At 53.0% G+C, this 16,535-nt stretch carries 13 protein-coding genes; 10 read left to right on the top strand and 3 right to left on the bottom strand.

What is annotated here, in order from left to right; all coding sequences use genetic code 11:
• Window positions 1-105: 105 nt before the first annotated feature.
• From araA to DW757_RS07270, 6 genes are all read left to right on the top strand, one after another.
• Window positions 106-1,611 (top strand): L-arabinose isomerase, encoded by a 1,506-nt coding sequence (araA, locus tag DW757_RS07295; protein ID WP_008395799.1) that lies wholly within the window; start codon window positions 106-108, stop codon window positions 1,609-1,611.
• A 56-nt stretch (window positions 1,612-1,667) separates the two neighbouring features.
• A complete protein-coding gene (locus tag DW757_RS07290) occupies window positions 1,668-3,275 on the top strand; it encodes an FGGY-family carbohydrate kinase (protein ID WP_015574418.1) in 1,608 nt (535 codons plus the stop codon).
• Window positions 3,276-3,300: 25 nt separating this feature from the next.
• Complete coding sequence (locus tag DW757_RS07285) at window positions 3,301-4,002, top strand: L-ribulose-5-phosphate 4-epimerase (protein WP_118751383.1); 702 nt, start codon at window positions 3,301-3,303, stop codon at window positions 4,000-4,002.
• Window positions 4,003-4,298: 296 nt separating this feature from the next.
• Window positions 4,299-6,308 carry a GGDEF domain-containing phosphodiesterase gene (locus tag DW757_RS07280; protein WP_118751382.1) on the top strand — a complete coding sequence of 670 codons (2,010 nt, stop codon included), beginning with the start codon at window positions 4,299-4,301 and terminating at the stop codon, window positions 6,306-6,308.
• Window positions 6,309-6,485: 177 nt separating this feature from the next.
• Window positions 6,486-7,106 carry a rubrerythrin gene (gene rbr / locus DW757_RS07275; RefSeq protein ID WP_008395793.1) on the top strand — a complete coding sequence of 207 codons (621 nt, stop codon included), beginning with the start codon at window positions 6,486-6,488 and terminating at the stop codon, window positions 7,104-7,106.
• 68 nt (window positions 7,107-7,174) lie between these two features.
• Window positions 7,175-8,044, top strand: a complete 870-nt coding sequence (locus tag DW757_RS07270) for a metallophosphoesterase (protein WP_118751381.1) — start codon at window positions 7,175-7,177, stop codon at window positions 8,042-8,044.
• Window positions 8,045-8,370: 326 nt separating this feature from the next.
• On the opposite strand, the gene sdaAA is transcribed toward DW757_RS07270, so the two are convergent.
• Genes sdaAA through DW757_RS07255 form a run of 3 tightly spaced genes read right to left on the bottom strand, consistent with a single transcriptional unit; the run spans window position 8,371 to window position 11,162 of the window.
• Window positions 8,371-9,243 (bottom strand): L-serine ammonia-lyase, iron-sulfur-dependent, subunit alpha, encoded by an 873-nt coding sequence (gene sdaAA / locus DW757_RS07265; RefSeq protein WP_118751380.1) that lies wholly within the window; start codon window positions 9,241-9,243, stop codon window positions 8,371-8,373.
• Window positions 9,244-9,259: 16 nt separating this feature from the next.
• Entirely contained in the window at window positions 9,260-9,931 is a 672-nt protein-coding gene (gene sdaAB, locus DW757_RS07260; protein ID WP_008395790.1) for an L-serine ammonia-lyase, iron-sulfur-dependent subunit beta, read from the bottom strand.
• 19 nt (window positions 9,932-9,950) lie between these two features.
• Entirely contained in the window at window positions 9,951-11,162 is a 1,212-nt protein-coding gene (locus DW757_RS07255) for a dicarboxylate/amino acid:cation symporter (protein WP_118751416.1), read from the bottom strand.
• Between the two features lie 453 nt (window positions 11,163-11,615).
• Here DW757_RS07255 and DW757_RS07250 point away from each other — a divergent pair, with 453 nt between their 5' ends.
• From DW757_RS07250 to nrdG, 4 genes are all read left to right on the top strand, one after another.
• Window positions 11,616-12,416, top strand: coding sequence for a segregation/condensation protein A (locus DW757_RS07250; RefSeq protein WP_021966121.1), 801 nt, complete (start codon window positions 11,616-11,618; stop codon window positions 12,414-12,416).
• Between the two features lie 112 nt (window positions 12,417-12,528).
• Window positions 12,529-13,221: an SMC-Scp complex subunit ScpB gene (scpB, locus tag DW757_RS07245; RefSeq protein WP_015574424.1), complete on the top strand. Its 693-nt coding sequence runs from the start codon at window positions 12,529-12,531 to the stop codon at window positions 13,219-13,221.
• A 449-nt stretch (window positions 13,222-13,670) separates the two neighbouring features.
• A complete protein-coding gene (gene nrdD / locus DW757_RS07240; RefSeq protein WP_008395772.1) occupies window positions 13,671-15,803 on the top strand; it encodes an anaerobic ribonucleoside-triphosphate reductase in 2,133 nt (710 codons plus the stop codon).
• Window positions 15,804-15,899: 96 nt separating this feature from the next.
• Window positions 15,900-16,391: an anaerobic ribonucleoside-triphosphate reductase activating protein gene (gene nrdG, locus DW757_RS07235; protein ID WP_015574425.1), complete on the top strand. Its 492-nt coding sequence runs from the start codon at window positions 15,900-15,902 to the stop codon at window positions 16,389-16,391.
• The last annotated feature ends 144 nt before the right edge of the window (window positions 16,392-16,535 follow it).

Genomic DNA, 16,535 nt, shown 5'->3' with positions numbered 1-16,535 from the left:
TGCCGGAAGAGACAGACGGAAATGAAAATATCAGGGCCGGAAGAAAAGATATCCGGCCCGGGAAACTGAGAAAGAAAATCACAGCAGCGACAGGAGGAAAGAGGAATGATTTTAACGGGAAAGAAATATAAATTCTGGTTCTGTACAGGCTCTCAGGATCTCTACGGAGACGAATGTCTGGCCCATGTGGCAGAGCATTCCAGGATTATTGTGGAGAAGCTCAATGAAAGCGGAAGACTGCCCTTTGAGGTGGTGTGGAAGCCGACTCTGATCACCAATGAGGTGATCCGCAAAACCTTCAATGAGGCCAATCAGGATCCGGACTGCGCAGGAGTCATCACATGGATGCACACCTTCTCACCGGCCAAAAGCTGGATTCTGGGACTTCAGGAGTACAGAAAGCCTCTGTGCCATCTGCACACCCAGTTCAACAGGGAGATTCCCTATGACGCCATAGACATGGATTTTATGAATGAGAACCAGTCGGCTCACGGAGGAAGAGAGTATGGCCACATTGTTTCCCGCATGGGGATCGAGAGAAAGGTGATCGTAGGCTTCTGGGATGACAGCGAGGTTCAGGATGCCCTTGCCTCCTGGATGAGAACAGCAGTGGGCGTGATGGAGTCCTCCCACATCCGCGTGATGCGTGTGGCCGACAACATGAGAAATGTAGCCGTGACAGAGGGAGACAAGGTGGAAGCCCAGATCAAGTTTGGCTGGGAGGTTGACGCCTACCCGGTGAACGAGATTGTGGACTGTGTAAACTCTGTCTCTAAGGCAGACACAGATGCCCTTACAGAGGAATATTACAGCAGATACCAGATTCTCACAGAGGGAAGAGACGAGAAGGAATTCAGAGATAAGGTGGCTGTGCAGGCCCAGATTGAGCTGGGCTTCGAGCGGTTCCTGGATGAGAAGAACTACCAGGCCATTGTCACCCACTTCGGAGATCTGGGAGGTCTGAAGCAGCTGCCGGGACTTGCTATCCAGAGGCTCATGGAGAAGGGCTACGGCTTCGGAGCAGAGGGAGACTGGAAGACAGCGGCCATGGTGCGCCTGATGAAGATCATGGCTGAGGGCGTTCCGGGGGCAAAGGGAACCTCCTTCTTTGAGGACTATACCTACAACCTGGTAAAGGGCCGGGAGGGAATCCTGCAGGCCCATATGCTGGAGGTATGCCCCACTGTGGCAGACGGCCCCATCTGCATCAAGGAGCAGCCGCTGAGCATGGGAGACAGAGAGGATCCGGCGAGACTTGTATTTACGGCCAAGGAGGGGAAGGGAGTTGCGGTGTCCCTCATTGACCTGGGCGAGAGGTTCCGTCTGATTATCAATGAGGTGGATGTGAAGAAGGCGGAAAAGCCGATGCCGAAGCTTCCGGTAGCCACGGCCTTCTGGACGCCTCAGCCTGATTTAAAGACAGGAGCCGCAGCATGGATCTATGCAGGAGGCGCTCACCATACAGCCTTCTCCTATGATCTGACGGCAGAGCAGATGGGAGACTGGGCAAACGCCATGGGCATTGAGGCTGTGTATATTGACAGAGATACGAATTTAAGACAGTTCAGAAATGAGCTGAGATGGAACGAGGCTTTCTACAAGTTCAGATAGTCAGAAGGCAAACAGGGAAAGGCCAGGCAGAGGCCGGCTGGAAAGAGGTGGAGACAATGAGCCGAAGTATAGAGGAAATCAGAGAGGATATAAGGGCAGGGAGAACAGCTCTGGGAATTGAGTTTGGCTCGACGAGAATCAAGGCAGTTCTCACAGACAGCTCCCTGGCCCCGGCGGCCCAGGGAAGCCACAGCTGGGAAAATCGGCTGGAAAACGGAATCTGGACTTATCCGGAGGAGGAAATTATCGCGGGGCTTCAGTCCTGTTACAGGGATCTGGCCCGGAATGTGAGGGAAACCTACGGAACAGAGCTGGAAACCGTGGGTTCCCTGGGAATCAGCGCCATGATGCACGGCTATATGGCCTTCGGGGAGGACGGAAACCTTCTCGTGCCCTTCAGGACCTGGAGAAATACCATGACCGGGGAGGCGGCAGAGAAGCTGACGAAGCTCTTTTCCTACAACATTCCCCAGAGATGGAGCATCGCCCATCTGTATCAGGCCATGCTGAATGGGGAAGAGCACCTGGGCAGGCTGTCCTTTCTGACAACCCTGGCAGGGTATATTCACTGGCGCCTCACCGGGGAGAAGGTGCTGGGCGTAGGTGATGCCTCCGGCATGTTCCCTATAGACAGCAAAACGGGAACCTACAGCCGGGAGATGATGGAAAAATTTGAAGCTCTCAGGGAGGAGATGGGATACCGGTGGTCCCTTCCAGGGATTCTTCCGAAGGTGCTCCCGGCAGGAGAGGAGGCGGGAACTCTCACCAGGGAGGGCGCCGCTCTTCTGGACCCTGCCGGTGTGCTGAAAGCGGGAGTCAGGCTTTGCCCTCCTGAGGGAGATGCCGGAACCGGCATGACGGCTACCAACAGTGTGGCTGAGAGAACGGGAAATGTATCGGCGGGGACATCTGTATTTTCCATGATTGTCCTGGAGCAGGAGCTGAAAAAGGTGCACCCGGAGATCGATATGGTGACGACACCTACGGGCAGGCCGGTGGCGATGGTGCACTGCAATAACTGCACCTCGGATTTGAACGCCTGGGTCGGCCTGTTTGGGGAGTTTGCCGAGCTTATGGGATTCCCCACGGAGCCGGATAAGCTCTATGGAAGCCTTTACAGGGAGGCCCTGAAGGGGGATGCAGACTGCGGCGGTCTGTTTGCCTGCGGCTATCTTTCCGGAGAGCCGATTACAGACTTTACTGAAGGCCGTCCCATGTTTTTCCGTCTGCCGGACAGCCGCTTCCACCTGGCCAACTTCATGAGGAGCCATCTGTACAGCTCCCTGGCCACCTTAAAGATCGGCATGGATCTTCTCACAGAGGAGGAGGACGTGAAGCTGGACCGCCTGATGGGCCATGGAGGTCTGTTTAAGACGGCCGGGGTAGGCCAGAGGATAATGGCCGCAGCTGCCATGACACCTGTCTCCGTCATGGAGACGGCAGGAGAGGGAGGCCCCTGGGGGATGGCTCTTCTGGCTTCCTACATGACTGAGGGGAAGGGAGAGTCTCTGGAAGAATATCTGGAAAGACGGGTGTTCGCAGATACCAGGGCGACCACCATAGAGCCGGACGAGGCAGATGTGAAGGGATTTCAGGCGTATATGAAGCGGTACCGGGCAGGTCTCGCAGCAGAGAGAGCGGCTGTGGAGGCTGTGCGCGGGTAACAGCAGCAGGAAAAGGAGCAGGATTATGCTGGAGGAACTGAAAAAACAGGTATATGAGGCCAATATGGAGCTTCCGAGGCTGGGCCTTGTGACATTTACCTGGGGAAATGTATCGGGAATCGACAGGGAGAAGGGACTGTTTGTCATAAAGCCGTCGGGAGTGGAGTATGAGAAGCTGACGCCGGGGGACATGGTGGTCATGAGCCTGGATGGAGAGAAGGTGGAGGGAGAGCTGAATCCCTCGTCGGACACGAAGACGCACATGGTTCTGTACCGCCGTTTTCCGGACATCGGAGGGATCGTTCACACACACAGTCCGTGGGCGACCTCCTGGGCCCAGGCAGGCAGGAGCATCCCCTGCTATGGAACTACCCATGCAGATTATATTTACAGGGATGTCCCCTGTGCCAGATGCCTTACAAAAGAGGAGCTGGATGAGGACTACGAGAAGAATACGGGAATTGTGATCGGAGATCTGTTTGAGAAGGAAGGAATTGACTACCGGGCAGTTCCCTGCGTCCTGTGCAGATGTCACGGCCCCTTTGCCTGGGGAGAGAATCCTCACATGGCAGTCCACAATGCGGCAGTGCTTGAGGAGGTGGCCAGGATGGCCGCCCGCACGGAATGGCTGAATCCTGAGGTGAAGGAGGCGCCGGCCTACCTTCAGGATAAACATTACTTCAGAAAGCACGGGCCCGGCGCCTACTATGGACAGGGGAAGAAGTAGGCAGATTCCGGGACTGAAACAGAGAAAAGTAGCTTAAATTCACAGAGAAAAGGGCAGAGTCCTTCTGCAGCCGTCTTGGAAGCAGAAGGACTCTGTCTTTTTTTGAGTACAAGGTGAAAGGGGAAAGAAGCATTGACAACCAGGAGCCCTTCCAGTAAAATTTGGTAATAGCAAAAGGATGGGAGACGGAGCCTGCAGGAGGCAGGAGAAATGTGTCAGCCGTTAAAGAAACATGGAGTTTTACGCAGAACAGGTGTGAAAAGACCGCTGCAGGGGGATTATACAGGAGATAAAAGATGAAAAAACTATGGCACATATATGACCGGATGAGAGATATAGTTTGTATCTTAAATGCAGACACTCAGGAGATTGTATACATGAATCCCCATGGCCTGAGGATGCTGGGATTTCGTTCCCTGGAGGAGCTTAGGAAAGACTTCCGTTCAGAGACACTGCAGAACCTTGACGGACTTATTACAGCCTGCGGGCAGGAGGAGACGCCGGATGGAGGGCCTGATGAAAAACTCTGGAAAAATATGGTGGACGGGCTTGTTTATGCTGTAAGAAGCGGCTTTTTTGAGGTGGGAGGAGAGAGGTTCAGAATCCAGACTGCCAGTGAATGCAGGGAGGAGGAACTGCATGAGTATCAGTCTTCTTTCGGACGCTTTCTCAGAAAATATTATTTTGATACAGAAATGTTTTTTCATTCAGTGTCAGCTCGTGAAATGCCGGTATATGTTTTCTTCGGCGATGTGCAGGAGGATGTCTACTATGTCTCAGATAAGTTAAGAGAGGAGTTAGGGCTTTCTTCCAACCTGGTTCATCAGCTGTTCAGGCAGGCAGAGCCGTTTGTCTACGAGAAAGATCGGGAGAACTATAAGCGGGGACTTTTAAGTGTGATGGAGGAAAGACGGGAATTTTACAGCCAGCGTCTGAGATTTCAGGGAATGGACAAAAGAATCCGATGGATGTGCTGCTGGGGAATTATCAAGTGGGACGGGGACAGACCTCTGTTTTTCTCGGGCTGCATGACAGATTTGGAAGACGAGTTCTCAGCGGATTCTGTGACAGGTCTCCTGCGTTACCCGGCAGCTGTCAGAAGACTTACCGCTCTGAGCGAGGAAAAAGAGCAGGCGACGGTGTTCGGCATTGGACTCAGCCGCTTTTCCGTGATCAATGACTCTCTGGGACGTATGGAGGCAGACAGGCTTCTCAGACAAATCTGCGCACAGCTTCGGGAAAGACTTTACGGATTTGAGCTGTACCGGATGGACGGAGTCCGTTTCCTTGCAGTTTGTCCCGGCCAGGTGCCAGATGTGAGAATATCCGGCATTATCCGCCAGTGTATTCAGGAGTGCTACCGGAAAAAAGGAATCGAGATGAAAAATCCCTGTGCTCTGGGTATGCTGCGCTGTCCGGAAGACGGGAGAAGCGGAATGGAACTGATCGAGAGGGTGATGACCTGCATCTACTATGCAAAACGGAATCCCGAACAGGGAGTCCTGCGGTTTTCGTGGGATATGCTGGAAAAGCGTCAGAAAGAGGCAGAGATGTCTCTGGAGCTGTGCCGGAATGTCAGAGATCAGTTCAAGGGGTTCCGGGTAGTGATTCAGCCTATTGTAGAGGGAGAGACAGGGAGAATCAAGGGAGGAGAGATCCTGAGCCGCTGGGAGTACAGGGGGACAGCTGTTTCACCGGAATGCTTTATTATGCTGATGGAGGAGAATAAGCAGATTCTGGCCTTTGGAAAGTGGGTTTTTGAACAGGCTGTACTGGCCTGTCGCAGCTTTATGAAAGAGCGTCCTGATTTTACTGTGTCGTTTAATGTGAGCTATCTTCAGATTACTGACAGCAGTTTTCTTCCTTTTATGAAGGAAACGCTGTCAAGATATGGAGTTTCCGGCAAAAATTTAATCCTGGAACTGACAGAGACACATTTTGATGAGGCTCCTGAGCATCTGGAGAGGCTGGTCAAAGAATGCAGAGCTATGGGGATGAAGCTGGCTCTGGATGATTTTGGGAAAGGATATTCTAACCTTCAGATGCTGCTGCGCTATCCGGTGGATCTGGTAAAGCTGGATCGGGAGATAATGAGAGAGATAGCTCAGTCGAGAACCAGCAGAGAGCTGGTAAAAAGTATTGTCCTCGCATGTCACAGAGCAGATAAGAAGGTATGCGTGGAAGGGGTGGAGACGGAGACAGAGCTTGGAATTGTTAAGAGAATGAAGGCTGATTATGTACAGGGCTACTACTTTTATCGTCCGCTGAACACACAAGAGCTTCTGACAAAGATTTCAGGCGCCTGAGGGTAACAGAAACCATAGATGGATATCTGCAGCCCAGCTAAGCGGTGCTGGAATAGAAATCCCTGATTCTGGAAAAGATAGAAACAGCGGAAGGCAGAACGCGCCTGCCGTCAGAACACACGGATACCCGGCGAGGAGGCCGGAAATATCTGATATCAAGATTCAGGAGGGATTTGCATGGAACCGATTTTAAAGACCAGCGAGACGGCAAAAAATCTGATGAGGGCCTTTGCAGGTGAGAGCCAGGCAAGAAACCGCTATACCTTTGCGGCATCAGCGGCAAAAAAGGAAGGCTTTCCCGTCATCCAGGCGGTATTCCAGTTTACAGCCAATCAGGAGAAGGAACACGCAGAACTGTTTTACAAATTTTTACAGGAGATGACAGGAGATACCATACACATTGACGGCGGCTATCCGGTGGATACCTACGACCGCACGCTGGATCTGCTGAAAGCCGCCAGACACAATGAATTTGAGGAATATGAGAATGTCTACAAGCAGTTCGGGGATATTGCCCTGGATGAAGGCTTTGACCGGGTGGGACAGGTATTCCACATGGTGGCAGATATAGAGAAAACCCACGGTGACCGGTTTGATCTGTTTGCAGGCCTTCTGGAGAGGGGCCAGCTCTTTGCCTCTGAGGTGGAGACGGGCTGGGTGTGCTTAAACTGCGGCTATGTGTATCACGGAACCTTTGCGCCGAAATACTGTCCGGTCTGCGAGCATGAACAGGGCTGGTTTATCCGCATGGAGCTTACCCCCTATGCCGGGGCCTATAAGCCCTGGAAGAACCTTTAGAAGGCAGCAGGATAAAAGACAAAGAAAGTGCAGAAAGCCAGGCCAGGCATTCAGAGATTGGAGGAATTATGGATTTATTCAGGACAGCGGCAGCAGCTCTGTCTGCAGCGGCGGCGGCCTCTTTTGCCCGATCAGAATACGAAAAGCGTCATTTTGTCACGGAAACGTTTGAGATTTCGTCTGATAAGCTAAAAACGCCGGAGAGGAACCTTGTGTTTCTCTCCGACCTACATAGTAATGAGTTCGGGGAGGAAAACGAAAGGCTTCTCAGGGCAATTGACAGGATTCGTCCGGATGCCGTGCTGATCGGCGGAGATATGATGGTGTGCAAAAAGGGAAAGCTGGATCTTACGGTCTGCCTGAACCTGGTGGAGAGGCTGGCGTCAAAGTATCCCGTATACTATGCAAACGGCAACCATGAGGAGAGGATGAACCGTGAGAGAGAACATTACGGGAACAGCTACGACCGGTTTCGGGAGGCCCTTGAGCAGGCGGGAGTCACCTATCTGTCAGACTGCTCGGCCTGCCTGGGGGAGGATATGAGAATCACAGGCTGCAACATGAAAGAGCGCTATTACCGCCACCGCTTTACAGTGCCGCAGATGGAGGAAGGGGAGCTGGAACGCCATGTGGGGAAGGCTGACAGGGAAAGATTTCAGATTCTGATGCTTCATTCTCCGCTGTTTTTTGACTGCTGCCGCAGGTGGGGAGCCGATCTGACGCTCTGCGGCCATTTCCACGGCGGCACCATCCGTCTTCCCTTTCTGGGGGGCGTTATGACGCCTCAGTATCAGTTTTTTCTGCCGTGGTGTGCGGGACAGTTTGACAGAGAGAAAAAGACGATGATCGTAAGCAGGGGACTGGGGACCCATTCGATTAATATCAGGCTGAACAACAGGCCTCAGCTGGTTCATATCAGGCTGAAGAAGGGCAGATAGAGAGAAAGGGAGAAGATTTTCTGTGATTTCGCTGTGACAGAAAATCTTCTCCCTTTTTAATATAACAGGAAACTTCGTTCCCTGTTATATTAAAACGCTCCGCGGGGATCGCACTGCGGCGAAAAGGAAAATGTCGCTTTCGCGACCCGCCGCAGGCGGAGAATCCTGCGAAGCAGGATTCTTTCTTGTTCAATAGGAAATTTCATTTCCTATTGAACAAAAATGACGTTGATGCGCACTCGCGCGCAAGGTAAAAATTGCCTGAAGGCAACCGCGCTCGGCGCGAGTGTGCGCCAAGGCGCACACTTTTTTGTGGATAAATTCAATTACGGCGAACATTTGCCGCAGAGGCCGCAGGCGGAGGGGGCGGTGGCGCAGCCTCCCATGGCTGTCTCCCGCAGCTCCGGGGGAAGGCGTCTTCCCACGCTGTACATCACTTCCAGCATCTCGTCAAAGGGGATAAGCTGGCGCACATGGCTGAGGGCCAGTTCCGCGGCTACCAGGGCGTTTGCGACTCCGGCTGCATTCCGCCCCTGGCAGGGACATTCCACCAGGCCGCTGATAGGATCGCAGACAAGGCCCAGCATATTCATGAGAACTGTGGAGGCAGCATCCAGACACTGAGATGGGGAGCCTCCCATCAGTTCCACTGCGGCGGAGGCAGCCATGGCCGACGCAACGCCGACCTCGGCCTGACATCCGCCTACAGCCCCTGCTACGGTAGCGTTGCGCATGGCCAGGTAGCCCACGGCACCGGCATTGAACAGCACGTCAACGATTCTGTCATCGCAGATGTGATATTCCTCCTTTAAGGCCAGTAAGAGGCCTGGGACAATGCCTGAGGAGCCCGCCGTGGGAGCTGCCACGATGAGGCCCATGGAAGCGTTGACCTCCAGAACAGCCATGGCGTAGGCGATGCCCCGGTCCAGCACGCCGCCTCCGATATTCTCTCCCTTTGCCCGGTGTTCACTCAAAAGTCTGGCTTCCCCGCCGATAAGGCCCCCCATGGACTTCTTAGGGGAGAGGATGGGAGAGAAAGCAGCCTCTTTCATAATTTCCAGCACCCGCTTCATGCGAGCACAGACAAGTTCGTCGGTGGTTTCCCCCAGTTCGCACTCTCTTAGCTTCATCACCTCAGAGATAGGGAGACGGTGTGTCTGGCACAATTTCAGCAGTTCTTTTCCATTCTTAAAATCCATGATTTTCCTTCCTCCCTTACAGTTGTATCAGCATGACATCTTTCACATCGGGATTTTCCTTGATCCGGTCCGGGATGCCTTCAGGGAGGATGCCGTCAAATTCCACAATGCTGTAGGCGGTGCTCCCTTTGGATTCACGAAAGAGCTTCAGGAAGGCGATATTGATATTGGCCCGGTTGAGGCAGTCGGTGATATGGGCGATGACTCCCTGCCTGTCCCGCTGAATTACGATCAGCGTGTTGTATTCGCCTGAGAAATCCACCTCCACCTGATTGATACGCGTGATGCGGACCTTTCCGCCGCCCAGAGATTCGCCGCGCACCGTCATCACACGGCCTGAGTCACTGGTCATGCGGATGTCGACGGTATTGGGATGGATCTCTGTTTCTGTCTCGTCTGGGGTGAAGGTATATAAAAGTCCCCGGTCGGCGGCGATGGAGAAGGAGTCGGGAATCCTCTTGTCATCTGTGTGAAAGCCCATGATTCCGCCGAGAAGCGCCCGGTCGGTGCCGTGACCCCGGTAAGTTTTGGCAAAGGAGCCATACAGGGTGAAGTCCACCTGTTTTAAGGAGCCGCCCGGCATCATCTTCCGGGCCAGGAGGGCGATGGAGGCAGCTCCGGCTGTGTGTGAGCTGGAAGGGCCGATCATGTTGGGCCCCAGAACGTCAAATACACTGATAAAAGCCATAGAAATTCAGCTCCCTTCTTTAAGCGTTTTTTTCGATAAATTTATGATAGATGGTGTCTACAATCACGCCGATGGCGTTGTCGCCGGATACATTGCAGGCTGTTCCGAAGGAGTCCTGTGTAATGTAGAGGGCAACCATGATGGCGCAGATAGGGCCGTCCGGATCGCCGGCTGCGGTGCCGAAGATCATGTAGAGAAACGGCAGGGCAGTCATAATAGAACCGCCCGGAGCGCCCGGTGATGCCACCATAGCAATGCCCAGAGTCATGATAAAGGGAATGACGGTGGACAGGCTGATGGGGAGCTGGTTCATCAGACAGACGGCAGTGGCGCAGGCTGTGATGGTGATCATGGAGCCTGCCATGTGGATATTGGCGCAGAGGGGAACGACGAAATTGCGGATCTGCTCGCAGATGCCGTCAGCCCTGGCGCATTCCAGATTGACCGGGATGGTGGCCGCGGAGGACTGGGTTCCCAGGGCTGTGGTGTAGCCTGGAATCTGGTTCCTGATCAGGGTGACAGGATTCTTGTGACTGATAACTCCTGCCAGGGTGAACTGCACGGCAATGCAGATCAGGTGCATGACAATGACAACCAGGAATACCTTCCAGAGTATGCCGAGAATGGCAAAAGTCTTTCCGGAACGTGTCATATCCACAAAGGTTCCGCAGATATAGAGGGGAAGGAAGGGAATGATGGCCGTGTGCAGCACCCTGTCGATAATGCCTGAGAAGTCCTTCATGCCGTTGTAGAGGGTGTCGCTGATCTCCCTTCCGCGCATGGCTGACAGGCAAAGTCCCAGCATAAAGGCGAAGACTACGGCAGACAGCGTGTCCATTAAGGGGATAATGGAGATGCTGAAGTAGGGTTCAAGGGAAACGCCGGATGTGGCGGCAATCTGCGCCATGGCGCCCTCGCTCATAAAGTGCGGAAACAGACTCCTTGCAACCAGATAGGAGCAGGAACCTGCCGCAAGGGTGGAAGCGTAGGCAATGGCAACAGTTATGAGAAGCAGCTTTCCGGCACCCTGGGACAGATCTGCGATTCCCATGGTAACGTAGGCCAGGATCATAAGGGGGATGACAAATTTCAAAAAGGTACTGAAAATACCGGAGGCGGTAACCACGGCACGGCAGACCGGCTCCGGCAGGAACTGACCAATCAGAATACCGAGAATAATGGCAATAATCAGCCTAGGAACTAGGCCCAGCTTTTTCTTTTTCTTTTCCATAAGTACAAAATTCTCCTTTGTATTGGTATGAGAAGGAAGAGAGGGCTTCAGCAAATGCTCTCCCAAAGCCGCCTTTGTACAGCTGTCTGGCAGGAGTACGATTGACGTCTTTGTGGGACTATTGTATCATAATTAGTATACATTATTCAAATTCATAAAATATATAGATTTGTTGAAAAAAATTAATACTGAAAAATTAATGCTGAAATTTAATACTGAAGGGAAATCGTCCGGGAGGAGCCGGAACGGTTAGCTGAACCTGCCGGGATGAATCCGGGCAGAGGCTTATGGACGCCCTATCAGGGCAGAAATTTCTGCAGCTTCTGCAGCTGAGGTATGGCAGGATCTGTGACGCAGGTTTACTTTGAATGGAAAATCTGCTATACTGAGATTTTCTGAGATTTTATGAAACGGAACGGATGACGGTGTGAAAGCGCACAGGGGACAGAGAATATGGGAATTTCTTACAAGCTGGAGCATTTCGAGGGACCTCTCGATCTGCTTTTGCATCTGATCGAAAAAAATAAGGTAAGCATTTACGATATTCCGATTGTGACGATCACAGAACAGTATTTAGACTATGTGAACCACATGGATACCAGAGATCTGGACTTAGTCAGCGAGTTTCTGGTGATGGCGGCTACGCTGCTTGACATTAAGGCAAGGATGCTGCTTCCTAAGGAGGAAAAGCCGGAGCGGGAAGGGGAGGATCCGAGGGCTGAGCTGGTGAGACGCCTGCTGGAATACAAGATGTATAAGTTTATGGCCAGAGAGCTGGAGGAGATGGAAGAGGGGGCGGAGCGCCTTCTGTTTAAAGGGCCTACGATTCCGGAGGAAGTGGCAAAATATGAGGAGCCGGTGGATCTGGACAGCCTTCTGGACGGCCTGACTCTGGCAAAGCTCCAGGAGATATTCGAATCTGTGCTCCGCAGGGGCGACAACAGGAGAGACCCGGTGAGAAGCAGCTTTGGAACCATAAAAAAAGAGCCGGTAAGTCTGGAAGAAAAGCTCACCTTCGTACTGTCCTATGCCAGAAAAAACAGGAGGTTCAGTTTCAGGCAGATGCTGGAATACTCCAGGGACAGGATGGAGATCGTCGTTTCCTTTCTGGCAGTGCTGGAACTGATGAAGGTCGGGAGAATCCGCCTGTCACAGGCATCCATAGACGATGATATGTACATAGAGGCGCTGGAGCCTGAGGAAGAAGAGGCGCCGGAGAACTTCCGGGAGGAGGGCTCAGGCTCTGAAAGCTGAATACGGAGAAAATTCGGGGCACCGGGTGCAGGAAGGGCGGCAGCAGCCAGGGAGTCTGCCGGCCAGGGACAGGCGCCATAAAAGCAGGAGGCATAGAAACGGGAGATAAGCGATGGATAAAAGAGAGGGAGCAGAATTAAAAAGGGAAGAGGCCATAGTGGAGGCGGTTCTCTTTACCATGGGAAAATCGGTGGAGCTTAGGCAGCTTGCCGCTGCCATCGGAAAAAGCGAGGAGGAGGCAAAAGAGGCGGTGTCGGAGCTTTCCAGGCGGTATGACAGGGAGAAGAGGGGGCTTCGCATCATCGAGCTTTCAGGCAGCTATCAGATGTGTACCAGGGCTGAGTATTATGAGAATCTGATCCGCGTGGCAAAGGCGCCCAAAAAGCAGGTGCTGTCAGACGTGGTTCTGGAGACACTGTCCATTATCGCCTATAAACAGCCGATCACAAAGATTGAGATTGAGCAGATCCGGGGAGTGAAGTCGGATCACGCGGTGAACCGCCTTATCGAGTACAACCTTGTCTATGAGGTGGGACGTCTGGACGCCCCGGGGCGGCCGGCACTGTTTGCCACTACGGAGGAGTTTCTGCGCAGGTTCGGTGTGGGAAGCATGGAGGAGCTGCCGGTGATTGATCCCCAGCAGCTTGACGAGTTCAAGCTGGAGGTGGAGGAGGAGCTGTCCATGAACCCGGAGGAGCTGCAGGCTGTGCTGGAGACGGCAGCGGCATCAGAGCAGGAGGATGGGAAAGCGGAAGAGGGAGAAACCGAAGGAGAAGGCGAAGGGAAAAAACAGGAGCAGGAATAGAGAGCTGGCGAAAATTCGGAAACAGTCTGGACGCCCCTGACAGGCAGGGCGTTCGTCTCGTTTCTGTTTTTTTGCGCTGAAAGCTATACCTGTGCCGATGAAAGCGGGCAGGGATGTGCCGGGTTTTGCAGACTGTTTCCATCTGGCTTCTGGGCAGGAAAGATTAGCCCTGCATGTATACAGAAAAAAGTTTTTCTGGTTTCTTCCGCACAGGATAAGGCTTTACGGCCTGTCAAGCATTTTTTGAGGGAAAATGGCTCTTGACTTCCTATAGGGCAGATGATACGATAGGGTTCAGGTATGACACAGGATATTGTGTTTGAAGTGATAAATACGACTAAATATAGTTTATTGTATACAATATATTGTGCTGACAGCCGGGCCGTGTCCGGCTTTTGTATTCTATGAAAAGGCAGCACAGGAGCAGGATATCAAGGAGGTAAAGGGAAATGAAGTGCAGCGAGATAAAAGTGATAAAGAAGGACGGAACCAGGGAGGATTTTAATGTCCAGAAGGTGGTAGTGGCAGTGAACAAGTCCGCCGAGAGGGCCATGATCCAGTTCTCACAGGCGGAGCTCAACTTTATCTGTCAGTTTGTGGAGGAGAAGGCAGAGGCTCTTGGGACTGCTGAGATTCCCATCGCCCAGATGCACAATCTGGTAGAGGGAGCTCTTGAGAGAGTCAACCCTCTCGTGGCCAAGAGCTACCGGGATTACCGCAACTATAAGCAGGACTTTGTGCAGATGCTGGATGAGGTTTACAAGAAGAGCCAGTCTATCATGTATATCGGCGACAAGGAAAATTCCAACACAGACAGCGCCCTGGTATCCACAAAGAGAAGCCTGATTTTCAACGAGCTGAATAAGGAGCTCTATAAGAAGTTTTTCATGACGGTGGAGGAGCTTCAGGCCTGCCGCGACGGTTATCTCTACATCCATGATATGTCTGCCCGCAGAGATACGATGAACTGCTGCCTTTTCGACGTAAAGAGCGTGCTGACAGGGGGATTCGAGATGGGAAACCTCTGGTACAATGAGCCAAAGACTCTGGATGTGGCCTTTGACGTCATCGGAGATATCGTCCTGAGCGCCGCCAGCCAGCAGTACGGAGGCTTTACGGTTCCCAGCGTGGAGGAGATTCTGGCGCCCTATGCGGAGAAATCCTATGCAAAATACATTGAAAAATATACGGGGCTCGGGCTTAATGAGAAGAAGGCCGAGGAGGTGGCCTGGGCCGATGTCCAGAGGGATATGGAGCAGGGATTCCAGGGCTGGGAGTATAAGTTCAACTCTGTTTCCTCCAGCCGCGGAGACTATCCGTTTATTACCATGACAGCGGGAACCGGAAGGAGCCGCTTCGCGAAGATGGCCACCATCACCATGCTGGACGTGAGAAGAAAGGGACAGGGAAAGGAAGGCCACAAAAAGCCGGTGCTGTTCCCGAAGCTGGTGTTCCTCTACGATGAAAACCTGCACGGACCGGGAAAGGAGCTGGAGGACGTATTTGAGGCGGGAATCCGCTGTTCCTCCAAGACCATGTATCCCGACTGGCTGTCCCTGACCGGCGAGGGCTATATTGCCGGCATGTACAAAAAATATGGAAAGATTATCTCCCCCATGGGCTGCCGCGCCTTCCTCTCTCCCTGGTATGAGAGAGGCGGCATGGAGCCGGCGGACGAGAACGACGTGCCGCGCTTTGTGGGACGCTTTAACATTGGCGTCGTGAGCCTCCACCTTCCGATGATTCTCGCCAAGGCAAGGCAGGAGAGCCGCGATTTCTATGAGGTGTTAGACTACTATCTGGAGCTGATCCGAAAGATCCACATCCGCACCTATGCTTACCTGGGCGAGATGCGCGCCTCCACGAACCCGCTGGCCTACTGCGAGGGCGGCTTCTACGGCGGACACCTGGGCCTTCACGACAAAATCAAGCCTCTGTTAAAGACAGCAACGGCGTCCTTCGGCATTACTGCCTTCAACGAGCTTCAGGAGCTTTACAACGGAAAGTCACTGGTGGAGGACGGACAGTTTGCCCTGGAGGTGCTCCGGCACATTAATGACAAGGTGAACCAGTTCAAGAAGGAGGACGGAAACCTCTATGCCATCTACGCAACTCCTGCTGAGAATCTGTGCGGCTTACAGGTAAAGCAGTTCAGAAAGAAATACGGAATTATCGAGAATGTGTCCGACAGGGAGTATGTGAGCAACGGTTTCCACTGCCATGTGACGGAGGACATTACCCCGATTCAGAAGCAGGATCTGGAGTACCGTTTCTGGGAGCTGTCAAACGGCGGAAAGATCCAGTATGTGAAATATCCGATTGCCTACAACACAGATGCCATCCGCACCCTGGTGCGCAGGGCTATGAAGATGGGCTTTTACGAGGGCGTGAACCTGTCCCTGTCCTACTGCGATGACTGCGGCCATGAGGAGTTAAACATGGACGTATGCCCCAAGTGCGGCAGCAGGAACCTCACAAAGATTGACAGGATGAACGGCTACCTGAGCTATTCCCGCGTAAAAGGCGATACAAGGCTCAACGATGCGAAGATGGCGGAGATTGCCGAGCGAAAATCCATGTAAAGGCAGATCGGTTCTGAAGGCCCCGAAGTTTTCGGGGTCTTCGGGAAAGCGGACGAGAACGGATAGATAAAGGAAAAAAGATAGAGGACAGATGATATGCGCTATCACAATATAACGAAGGATGACATGTTAAACGGAGACGGGCTTCGCGTGGTGCTCTGGGTGGCGGGCTGCTGCCATGGCTGCAAGGGCTGCCACAATCCGGTGACCTGGGATATCGAGGGCGGACTGCCTTTTGACAGGGAGGCTAAGGCAGAGCTGTTTGCAGAGCTTGAGAAACCCTATATTTCCGGTGTGACCTTAAGCGGGGGAGATCCCCTCCACCCGGGCAACCGGGAGGAAATCGGCAGGCTGATGGAAGAGATCAGGGAGAGATTTCCGGATAAGACTATCTGGCTCTACACAGGCTACGACTGGGAGCAGGTGAGAGAGCTGCCTTATCTTGCATTCGCCGATGTCCTGGTGGACGGAAGGTTCGTGGAGGAGCTGAAGAACGAGGATCTGTACTGGCGGGGAAGCTCAAACCAGAGGGTGATCGACGTGAAGAAATCTCTGGAGAGCGGAGAGGTTGTGCTTCACTGCCAGTAGGGGTATATAAATTTCGGGGCGGCCGGCAGAGACAGATTTGACAGGCAGCCGATTAAGAGGGAAAAGAGAAGAGAGAAGGCAGGAAACGCCTTTCAGGACGGGCTGAAGCTCAGGCAGCATCAGCAGGCGGAAGGTAAGTTCTGA

This window comes from Clostridium sp. AM29-11AC (genome assembly GCF_003480545.1).
In the GTDB taxonomy this organism is placed as follows: domain Bacteria; phylum Bacillota; class Clostridia; order Lachnospirales; family Lachnospiraceae; genus Otoolea; species Otoolea saccharolyticum_A.
This window is presented reverse-complemented; position numbering and strand designations above follow the sequence as displayed.